Source organism: Rhizobium sp. 57MFTsu3.2, assembly GCF_012932765.1.
GTDB classification, from domain to species: domain Bacteria; phylum Pseudomonadota; class Alphaproteobacteria; order Rhizobiales; family Rhizobiaceae; genus Rhizobium; species Rhizobium altiplani.
Window position 1 is genome coordinate 63,209 of the sequence record NZ_JDWI01000034.1, and the last position, 8,182, is coordinate 71,390.

General features: G+C 59.2%; 10 protein-coding genes and 2 pseudogenes. 7 read left to right on the forward strand and 5 right to left on the reverse strand.

Translation table 11 applies throughout. The features are described 5' to 3' along the window. Positions 1 to 46: 46 nt before the first annotated feature. Positions 47 to 268 (reverse strand): hypothetical protein, encoded by a 222-nt coding sequence (locus AF71_RS26755; RefSeq protein ID WP_018855046.1) that lies wholly within the window; start codon positions 266 to 268, stop codon positions 47 to 49. A 179-nt stretch (positions 269 to 447) separates the two neighbouring features. Between AF71_RS26755 and coaD the strand changes: the two genes are divergently transcribed. From coaD to tgt, 5 genes are all read left to right on the forward strand, one after another. After that, positions 448 to 942, forward strand: a complete 495-nt coding sequence (gene coaD / locus AF71_RS26760) for a pantetheine-phosphate adenylyltransferase (RefSeq protein WP_018855047.1) — start codon at positions 448 to 450, stop codon at positions 940 to 942. Between the two features lie 28 nt (positions 943 to 970). Further along, positions 971 to 1,540 (forward strand): peptidylprolyl isomerase, encoded by a 570-nt coding sequence (locus tag AF71_RS26765; protein ID WP_025660993.1) that lies wholly within the window; start codon positions 971 to 973, stop codon positions 1,538 to 1,540. Positions 1,541 to 1,566: 26 nt separating this feature from the next. Further along, the gene (locus AF71_RS26770; protein WP_169683846.1) at positions 1,567 to 2,076 is read left to right on the forward strand and encodes a peptidylprolyl isomerase; all 510 of its coding nucleotides are present in this window, start codon (positions 1,567 to 1,569) and stop codon (positions 2,074 to 2,076) included. Between the two features lie 71 nt (positions 2,077 to 2,147). Next, positions 2,148 to 3,230 carry a tRNA preQ1(34) S-adenosylmethionine ribosyltransferase-isomerase QueA gene (gene queA / locus AF71_RS26775; protein ID WP_169683848.1) on the forward strand — a complete coding sequence of 361 codons (1,083 nt, stop codon included), beginning with the start codon at positions 2,148 to 2,150 and terminating at the stop codon, positions 3,228 to 3,230. Continuing rightward, positions 3,231 to 4,361 (forward strand): tRNA guanosine(34) transglycosylase Tgt, encoded by a 1,131-nt coding sequence (gene tgt / locus AF71_RS26780; protein WP_113470403.1) that lies wholly within the window; start codon positions 3,231 to 3,233, stop codon positions 4,359 to 4,361. A gap of 6 nt (positions 4,362 to 4,367) precedes the next feature. Here tgt and AF71_RS26785 read toward each other — a convergent pair whose 3' ends face one another. After that, positions 4,368 to 4,712 (reverse strand): carboxymuconolactone decarboxylase family protein, encoded by a 345-nt coding sequence (locus AF71_RS26785; RefSeq protein ID WP_026371502.1) that lies wholly within the window; start codon positions 4,710 to 4,712, stop codon positions 4,368 to 4,370. Between the two features lie 78 nt (positions 4,713 to 4,790). Here AF71_RS26785 and AF71_RS26790 point away from each other — a divergent pair, with 78 nt between their 5' ends. After that, positions 4,791 to 5,096, forward strand: coding sequence for a metalloregulator ArsR/SmtB family transcription factor (locus AF71_RS26790; protein WP_018855053.1), 306 nt, complete (start codon positions 4,791 to 4,793; stop codon positions 5,094 to 5,096). Between the two features lie 3 nt (positions 5,097 to 5,099). Further along, a complete protein-coding gene (locus AF71_RS26795; RefSeq protein WP_018855054.1) occupies positions 5,100 to 5,639 on the forward strand; it encodes a rhodanese-like domain-containing protein in 540 nt (179 codons plus the stop codon). Positions 5,640 to 5,686: 47 nt separating this feature from the next. Here AF71_RS26795 and AF71_RS26800 read toward each other — a convergent pair whose 3' ends face one another. The 3 genes and pseudogenes from AF71_RS26800 to AF71_RS26810 all read right to left on the reverse strand — a co-directional run. Further along, positions 5,687 to 6,115, reverse strand: coding sequence for a DUF4864 domain-containing protein (locus AF71_RS26800; RefSeq protein ID WP_169683849.1), 429 nt, complete (start codon positions 6,113 to 6,115; stop codon positions 5,687 to 5,689). 181 nt (positions 6,116 to 6,296) lie between these two features. Further along, positions 6,297 to 7,284, reverse strand: a pseudogene (locus tag AF71_RS26805) (IS30 family transposase); the annotation flags it as partial. A gap of 295 nt (positions 7,285 to 7,579) precedes the next feature. Further along, positions 7,580 to 8,182, reverse strand: a pseudogene (locus AF71_RS26810) (ISNCY family transposase); the annotation flags it as partial.

Below are 8,182 nucleotides of genomic sequence, written 5' to 3' on the forward strand. Positions count from 1 at the left end.
TGAACGCATGCGTGCGAAAATGGTTCCAGGGATATTGACGGGTCGTTTAGCAAGGCCGTTCTGAAGCGACCTTGAATGCGCCGTTCATCTGGCATTCAGAATCCTTAATCGGTTTAAACGCCACATTTCCTGTCTTACGCACGATTGCATAATGTTCCCGTACGCTTGGCCGCACCCAACTTGCATCCTGCATTTCCCGCACGTAGCCGTAGAAAAATTCGGCAAGCAGCGAGACGATGACAGCGAATACAACAAGGATGATCAGCATGGGCGTTTTCCGGGGCTGACCGATGCCGGAATGACATCGGGTGTTGACGGTCTCAACTATAGCGAGCCGGTCTGAAGCCGCCTTGAATGCTGCATTCATCCGCCGTTCAGCGATGGGCAAATGACTTGCGGGCAACCGTCATCCATGACAAAAGGGCGTCGAAACAAATGGCTAGGCCAATGACGACAGCTTTTTATCCGGGGTCGTTCGACCCGATCACCAACGGACATCTGGATGTTCTTGTCCAGGCGCTGAGCGTTGCGTCCAAGGTTATCGTCGCGATCGGCGTTCATCCCGGCAAGGCACCGCTCTTTTCCTTCGATGAGAGGGCGAATCTCATTCGCCAGTCGCTCGCGGAAGCAATGCCTGAAAAGACCGGCGACATCTCAGTCGTTGCATTCGACAATCTCGTCGTCGACGCGGCGCGATCCCATAGCGCGACCCTACTGATCCGCGGCCTCAGGGACGGCACCGATCTCGACTATGAAATGCAGATGGCCGGGATGAACCGCCAGATGGCGCCCGACATTCAAACGATCTTTCTGCCAGCCGGAACGGCCTCGCGGCCCATAACCGCCACATTGGTCCGGCAAATCGCTGCCATGGGAGGCGACGTCAGCGCCTTTGTGCCGGCTGCGGTCTTGAAAGCTCTTCAATCCAAGCGCAAATCCTAGGCGACCTTTTCGCCGCAACGGAGCCATTATGAAACTTTTCTCTTTCGCATTTGCAGCCGTGCTTTCCCTTGCCTCGTTCGCGGGCGCCGCATTCGCGCAGTCCGGCAACACGCTGACGATCCAGCTGAAAGACGGTCCGGTCGTGATCCAGCTTATGCCGGACGTCGCGCCGAAGCACGTCGCGCAGATCGAAGCGCTCGCCAAGAAGGGCGCGTATGACAACGTCGCCTTCCATCGCGTCATCGAAGGCTTCATGGCCCAGACTGGCGACGTGAAGTTTGGCAACATGGAAAAGGGCTTCGATGCGAGCCGTGCCGGTACCGGTGGCTCCGACCTGCCTGACCTGCCGGCCGAATTCTCGAAGACGCCTTTCGTGCGGGGTACGGTCGGTATGGCCCGCTCACAGGACCCGAACTCGGCGAACTCCCAGTTCTTTATCATGTTTGCTGATGGCTCCTTCCTCAACGGCCAGTACACGGTTGTTGGCAAGGTCGTCTCCGGCATGGAGAATGTCGACAAGATCAAGCGCGGCGAGGGCCAGAACGGCGAAGTCAGCAATCCCGACCGGATGATCAAGGTCACTGTCGGCAGCAAGTAAGTTTCAAGACAAGTAGGAGAAGAAAAATGGCCGAGATCAAGGATCCCGAAAACACCATCATCCTGGAAACCACTAAGGGTAAGGTTGTCATCCAGTTGCTGCCGGAAGTAGCGCCGGAACATGTCGCCCGCATCAAGGAACTCGCTCGCGAGAAGGCCTATGACAACGTTGTCTTCCATCGCGTCATCAACGATTTCATGGCGCAGACCGGCGACGTGAAGTTCGGCAAGAAGGGCGGCGATAGCTTCAACCCGAGCCGCGCGGGCATGGGCGGTTCCGAGAAGCCCGACCTCAAGGCTGAGTTCTCGGCGGTCAGCCACGTCAGAGGCACGTGCTCAATGGCCCGCTCCCAGAACCCGAACTCTGCCAATTCGCAGTTCTTCATTTGCTTCACCGATGCTCCTTGGCTGAACAAGCAGTACTCCGTCTGGGGTCAGGTCATCGAAGGCATGGACAACGTCGACAAGATCAAGAAGGGCGAGCCGGTCGTCGATCCGGACTCGATCGTCTCGATGCGGGTTGCCGCTGACGTCTGATTGTGATTTTTGCTGAAACCCGCCCTTGCGCGAAAGCGTGGGGCGGGTTTCGCTTTGCCTGGATTTGAGTGATGCGCGTAGACCTCTTTGATTTCGACCTGCCGGATGAACGGATCGCCCTGCGGCCCGCCGAGCCGCGCGATAGCGCGCGCCTGCTCGTCGTCGACCCGGCGGGCGAAGTGCAGCTGTCGGACCATCGGGTTAGCGATTTGCTCAGCTTTCTAAGGGCAGGGGACTCGCTCGTCTTCAACGACACCAAGGTGATCCCGGCGCAGCTCGAGGGCATCCGTTATCGTGAGGGCGCCGGCGGTCAGCAGGTTTCGGCAACGCTGCATATGCGCACCGGCACCAGCCGCTGGAAGGCTTTTGCCAAGCCCGGTAAGCGCATCAAGATCGGTGATCGCATCTCATTTGGCCATGACGGCACCAGCTGCCTGCTCGGCAAGCTCGAATGCACGGTCGAGGAAAAAGGCGAGGGCGGCGAAGTCACCCTTGCCTTCGACCTGTCTGGGCCGATGCTCGACGAGGCCATCCATTCCGTCGGACATATTCCGCTGCCACCCTACATCGCCGCCAAACGCGCCGAGGATGAACGCGACCGCGCCGACTACCAGACCATCTATGCGCGCGAGGAAGGCGCCGTCGCCGCTCCCACGGCCGGACTTCACTTCACGCCCGCGCTTTTCGACGCGATCGACAAGGCTGGGGTCGAGCGCCATTTCGTGACGCTACATGTCGGCGCCGGCACCTTCTTGCCAGTCAAAGCGGACGATACCGACGACCACAAGATGCATCTCGAAAGCGGCTATGTCAGCGCCGAAACGGCTGCGAGCCTCAATGCCGTGAAGGCGAGGGGCGGGCGCATCATCTGTGTGGGCACGACTTCGCTACGGCTGATCGAAAGTGCTGCGGAGGACAATGGCGAGATCCGGGCCTGGGCCGGCGCCACGGGTATCTTCATCACGCCAGGCTACCGCTTCAAGGCGGTTGACATGCTGATGACGAACTTCCATTTGCCCCGATCGACCCTGTTCATGCTCGTTTCGGCCTTTGCCGGCTTCGAGACCATGCATGCAGCCTATCAGCACGCGATTTCGACGGGCTACCGCTTCTATTCCTATGGCGATTCCAGCCTTCTTTTCCGGAAAGACTAAATGACCGAGAACTTTCAGTTCACCCTCAAGAAGACTGACGCCGGTGCTCGCCTGGGCGAAGTCTCGATGCCGCGGGGCACGATCCGCACGCCGGCCTTCATGCCCGTCGGCACCGTCGGTACCGTTAAGGCCGTGTATCTCGACCAGGTTCGCGACACGGGCGCCGACATCATCCTCGGCAACACCTATCATCTCATGCTGCGCCCTACAGCGGAACGCGTGGCCCGGCTCGGTGGTCTGCACAAGCTGATCCGCTGGGAGCATCCGATCCTGACCGATTCCGGCGGGTTCCAGGTGATGTCGCTCTCGGGTCTCCGCAAGCTCGATGAGCAGGGCGTAACCTTCAAGTCGCATGTCGACGGCAGCCTGCATCACATGTCGCCGGAGCGCTCGATCGAGATCCAGGGACTGCTCGATTCCGACATCCAGATGCAGCTTGACGAGTGCGTGGCGCTGCCGGCGGAACCGCGGGAAATCGAGCGCGCCATGGAGCTGTCGCTGCGCTGGGCGGAGCGTTGCAAGGTCGCCTTCGGCAACCAGCCGGGTAAAGCCATGTTCGGCATCGTGCAGGGCGGGGATGTACCCGCGCTGCGCGTCCGGTCGGCCGCGGCACTGACCGATCTCGATCTCAAGGGCTACGCGGTCGGCGGTCTCGCCGTTGGCGAGCCGCAGGAGGTCATGCTGAAGATGCTCGAGGAGACCCTTCCGGTATTGCCAACGGAGAAGCCGCGCTATCTCATGGGCGTCGGTACGCCTGACGATATCCTGAAGTCCGTCGCTCGCGGCATCGACATGTTCGACTGCGTGATGCCGACCCGCTCTGGCCGTCACGGGCTTGCCTTTACACGTCGCGGCAAGGTCAACATCCGCAATGCCCGTCACGCAGAGGATATGCGGCCGCTCGACGAACAATCGAACTGCCCGGCATCGCGCGACTACTCCCGTGCCTACCTGCACCACCTCGTGCGTGCCAATGAGGCCCTCGGCGGCATGCTGCTCTCCTGGCACAATCTCGCCTATTACCAGGAGCTGATGCAGGGCATCCGCAAGTCAATCGCCGAAGGCCGTTTCGCCGATTTCATGGCCGAGACCATGGAGGAATGGGCGAGGGGCGATCTCGATCCAGTCTGAGCCGCCTTAAGCTTCGGCAAACTGGTCATAGGCGCGCAGCGCGTCTGCGGCATACATCAACGCTGGGCCACCGCCCATATAAACACTCATCGCCATGACCTCGGCGACCTCTTCACGAGTGGCGCCGAGTTCTTTCAATGCCTTGGCGTGAAAGCCGATGCAGCCGTCGCAGCGCTGAGTGACGCCGATCGCCAACGCGATCAGTTCCTTCGTCTTCTTGTCGAGGGCGCCATCGGCGCTTGCGCCTTTCGCTAGTGCGTAGAAGCCTTGCATGGCCTCCGGCGCCAGCTTTCTCAGTTCTCCGGTATAGGCGGCGATATCACGGGTGATCTGCTTGTAATCCTTGCTCATCATTCTGTTTCCGTATTTCTTGCTTTTCATTTCGTAAAAATGTGATATCAGTAAAATACGAAATGTAAAGAGGCGCCGATGACGGACTTCACGCTGGAGATGAGCGGCAAGGCGGAAGGGGCTGCGGAGTTCCTGAGTGGACTTGCAAGCCCGCACAGGCTGCTGATCCTCTGTCTTCTTGCCGCCGGCGAGAAGAGCGTTGGTACGCTGGTCGAGGAGACAGGCATCGGCCAGACCTCAATGTCGCAGCATCTGGCGAAATTGAAGAAGGAAGGCCTCGTCGATTTCCGGCGGGACCACCGTACGCTCTATTATTTTATAAACGATCCGGCGGCTCTGGAGATCATGGAAATTCTCTACAACCGCTTCTGCAGGAAGGTTTGAGCAATGACGCAGTCGATGAAGGTGGTGACACCGCGCCAGGCGAAAGAGTGGATAGGTGCGGGCGAGGCGGTCCTTATCGACGTCCGCGAGCCGGAGGAGTTCCGCAGCGAGCATATCGCTTCGGCCCTTTCCCTGCCTCTGTCCGAGGTCGGAAACCTCACGCGAGTCCTTTCCGTCCCGGCCGGACGCAAAGTCGTATTCCAGTGCCTGAAGGGCGGTCGCGGCCAGCAAGCCTGCGAGCGGCTGGTAGCCCAGGAGGGAAGCGAGTATCCGGTCTTCAATCTTGAGGGCGGCATCACTGCTTGGAAAGCGGAAGGCCTGCCGGTGGTCGGCACAGCCGCCCCGCGCCTAACGATCTTCCGTCAGGTCCAGATCGTCGTCGGCTTCCTCGTGCTGCTGTCGGTGCTTGCCGGCTTCTTCATCAGCCCAGCTGGCTTCGTCGTTGCCGGCCTGTTTGGCGCGGCGCTTGCCTTTGCTGGCATATCCGGCTGGTGCGGGATGGCGAAGCTGCTCAACCTGATGCCTTGGAACCAGCCAGCCTGATCTGAATTCCAAACGAAAAATCGCGAGAGGCTTTCCGCGGCATTTCTTTAGATGCCTTTGCTTTCGGTATTTGGCACGATCTGCACACCGTTGATCTTGTAGTTTCCGTCAGGCTGACGCGCCAGCTGGTAGACGGCAGTCCAATCCTTGCCGTCACGGCCTGATATCAGCACCTCGTGATAGATCATCGCGCCATTGTCGATCGAGCGGCTGCGCCCAAAGGCATAATTGCCAGGGTGGTAAACCGGCTCGTAGCTTTTCTTGACCATGGCGAAGAAGACGTTCTTGTCGGGGTAGATCGCCTTGATCCCGGGTGCGGCGAAGGAATAGGCCGTGTCGGCGTCGTCGTTCAGGAACGCCTTGATCTGCGCCTCGATCATCGCTCGCGTCGCGTCGATCGGATCTTCGGCTTGAGCGGTCGCAAACAAAACGAAGGACGCGGCACACAGAATGAAAACTGCGAGAAAGGCGCGCATGGCAACGGCTCCGGCTGTCCTAGGAATTCTAGGGCAGTCTACGCACAAGGAAAGAGCATAGATCAGCAGGCGGGGTGTTGGTAGGCGTCCTTCGTGCGCTATTCCTTACGGTAGATTGTGAGTTCATGCTGAACCGCGACTTTTGTGGCTCATCAAGCAAGCCGGCATGTCTGATCTGCGCGAGCAGTTTCTTTCGGAAGACTTCGGCCGGGGTTCGATAGCCAAGGCATTTGCGGGGTGTTGCGTTCAGCCGGTTGCAGATCTCGATCAGATCGGCATCTGTGACCGATAATGGATCGACCTCTCTCGAAAGCCATTTCCGGACGCGGCCATTGGTATTCTCGACGGTGCCTTTCTGCCACGGCGATTGCGGGTCGCAGAACCAGGTTTGGGTGCCGATGCTCGCCTGAAGATACGGCCAATCCGTAAACTCCGTGCCACGGTCGAAGGTGATCGAGCGACGGGCTAGATGGGGTAGGGCCTTGAGGGCCCTGTATGAGGCCGTCCATGACCGGACGTGACTGACGGTCGTTGTTACGCAGGAAGATCGCAAATCGGCTAACGCGCTCGACGAGCGACGTGACGTTGGCCTTTCCAAACTTCTTGCGGAACTGGATAAGATCACATTCCCAGTGCCCAAACTGTTTGCGGTCAGCGACAGTGTCGGGACGACGCAAAATGTTCAGATCCGAGCTAAAGCGTTGACCGTGCTTGCGTCTGGCATGTCTTGGCCTGCGCCTGGCACGACGCTCCGGCAGATGTCGCCACAGCTTGATCGCCTGGCCGTCGGCCGAGTATGCGAATTTGTAGATCGTCTCGTGGCTCACCGAGATCGGATGGTGCTCCAGGCGCATCCGACCGGCAATCTGCTGCGGTGACCAGCCGTCTACGATCCGCTCGATCACCGATTGCCGGACATGCGAGAAGCGCGCGAGCTTGCGCAGCTTTAACCGGCGATCACAGGCCATCTGATGCGCGGTCACGCAGTAGTAGCCGCTGAGATCAGGAACTTCCTTGTCGACGAATATGTTGCGCCGGACTTCGCGAAAGATCGTCGAACGATGCCTTCCGAGCTTCTCTGCAATGGCGTCAATACTGAGCCCAGCCAACCTCCAACGGGCAATCTTACGGCGTTCGTCCAATCCAATCTGAGAGTAGGTGCGCTTCATTGCATCGTCCTTGCAATTGATAACCCATTGGGATCATTAGCAAGTCGCACTTCATTCTAGAACCCACCCCGGCTACACACCATTGTGGCGGCAAGGTTGAAATGTCCGCCGGTCTGCAAAGTAGAAATGTCACCTTGGGCGGGTCTTCAGCCATTTAGAAATGCGACACTCACCATGTCCACTTGCACTGAGGCAAGCCCCCGACCGGACCGGCTGGGCCNGGTTGCAAGGGAAGGGAGGGGGCGGGTGAGACGCATCCCTTCGGCTTTAGCTTTGAGACGATCCAATCGACCCGTCACTCGGCAGCTTGCTGCCGCAACAGAGCCGTCTCACGTCGCGCAATCACCGCCGGATCGTTCATGTAATCCGTGCGCCTTCCGGGCTTGCGACCCCTCGGCTTATAGCCATTTTTGTCACTGTTGCTCTTCACGACCGGCTGTTCCTGCTGGTCCTGACGCTCCTTGATATAGGCTAGGAGTTCACCCAGCCGCTTGTTCTCGGNAATCGCCGCATGCGTCACCCGCTGATCCTTGTCGAACACCGAGTAGGGCAGGCAATAGCCTTTCCAACGCACATCCAGCCGACCGTCCGCATAGGCATAGGTCTCGACATAGCGACCGACCAAACCACGCGTCACCTCTGTCTCCTCCAGCATGATCCGCTTGCGCTCGAACGAGAACGTCAGCTGCGNNCCGACNTAGCGCTGCTCNCGCTTGCAGAGGATCTCTTGCAATCGATCCGGCGCCAGATTCATCGGCCGATGCAGGTCATCACACCGGGCAGGGACGATCGCAAACCGCGCGTTGTAGTCCTCCACGAAGTCCGGCAAGAAGGTATTGCCGGCCTCCATGGTGTCGATGCCAGAAAGCCGCAGTTCTTTGACCAACCGATCCTGCAG

Excerpts from the sequence above, each read along its gene's own strand:
- AF71_RS26755 (WP_018855046.1), bottom strand. The coding sequence starts at position 268 with ATGCTGATCATCCTTGTTGTATTCGCTGTCATCGTCTCGCTGCTTGCC.
- coaD (WP_018855047.1), top strand. The coding sequence starts at position 448 with ATGACGACAGCTTTTTATCCGGGGTCGTTCGACCCGATCACCAACGGA.
- AF71_RS26765 (WP_025660993.1), top strand. The coding sequence starts at position 971 with ATGAAACTTTTCTCTTTCGCATTTGCAGCCGTGCTTTCCCTTGCCTCG.
- AF71_RS26770 (WP_169683846.1), top strand. The coding sequence starts at position 1,567 with ATGGCCGAGATCAAGGATCCCGAAAACACCATCATCCTGGAAACCACT.
- queA (WP_169683848.1), top strand. The coding sequence starts at position 2,148 with ATGCGCGTAGACCTCTTTGATTTCGACCTGCCGGATGAACGGATCGCC.
- tgt (WP_113470403.1), top strand. The coding sequence starts at position 3,231 with ATGACCGAGAACTTTCAGTTCACCCTCAAGAAGACTGACGCCGGTGCT.
- AF71_RS26785 (WP_026371502.1), bottom strand. The coding sequence starts at position 4,712 with ATGAGCAAGGATTACAAGCAGATCACCCGTGATATCGCCGCCTATACC.
- AF71_RS26790 (WP_018855053.1), top strand. The coding sequence starts at position 4,791 with ATGACGGACTTCACGCTGGAGATGAGCGGCAAGGCGGAAGGGGCTGCG.
- AF71_RS26795 (WP_018855054.1), top strand. The coding sequence starts at position 5,100 with ATGACGCAGTCGATGAAGGTGGTGACACCGCGCCAGGCGAAAGAGTGG.
- AF71_RS26800 (WP_169683849.1), bottom strand. The coding sequence starts at position 6,115 with ATGCGCGCCTTTCTCGCAGTTTTCATTCTGTGTGCCGCGTCCTTCGTT.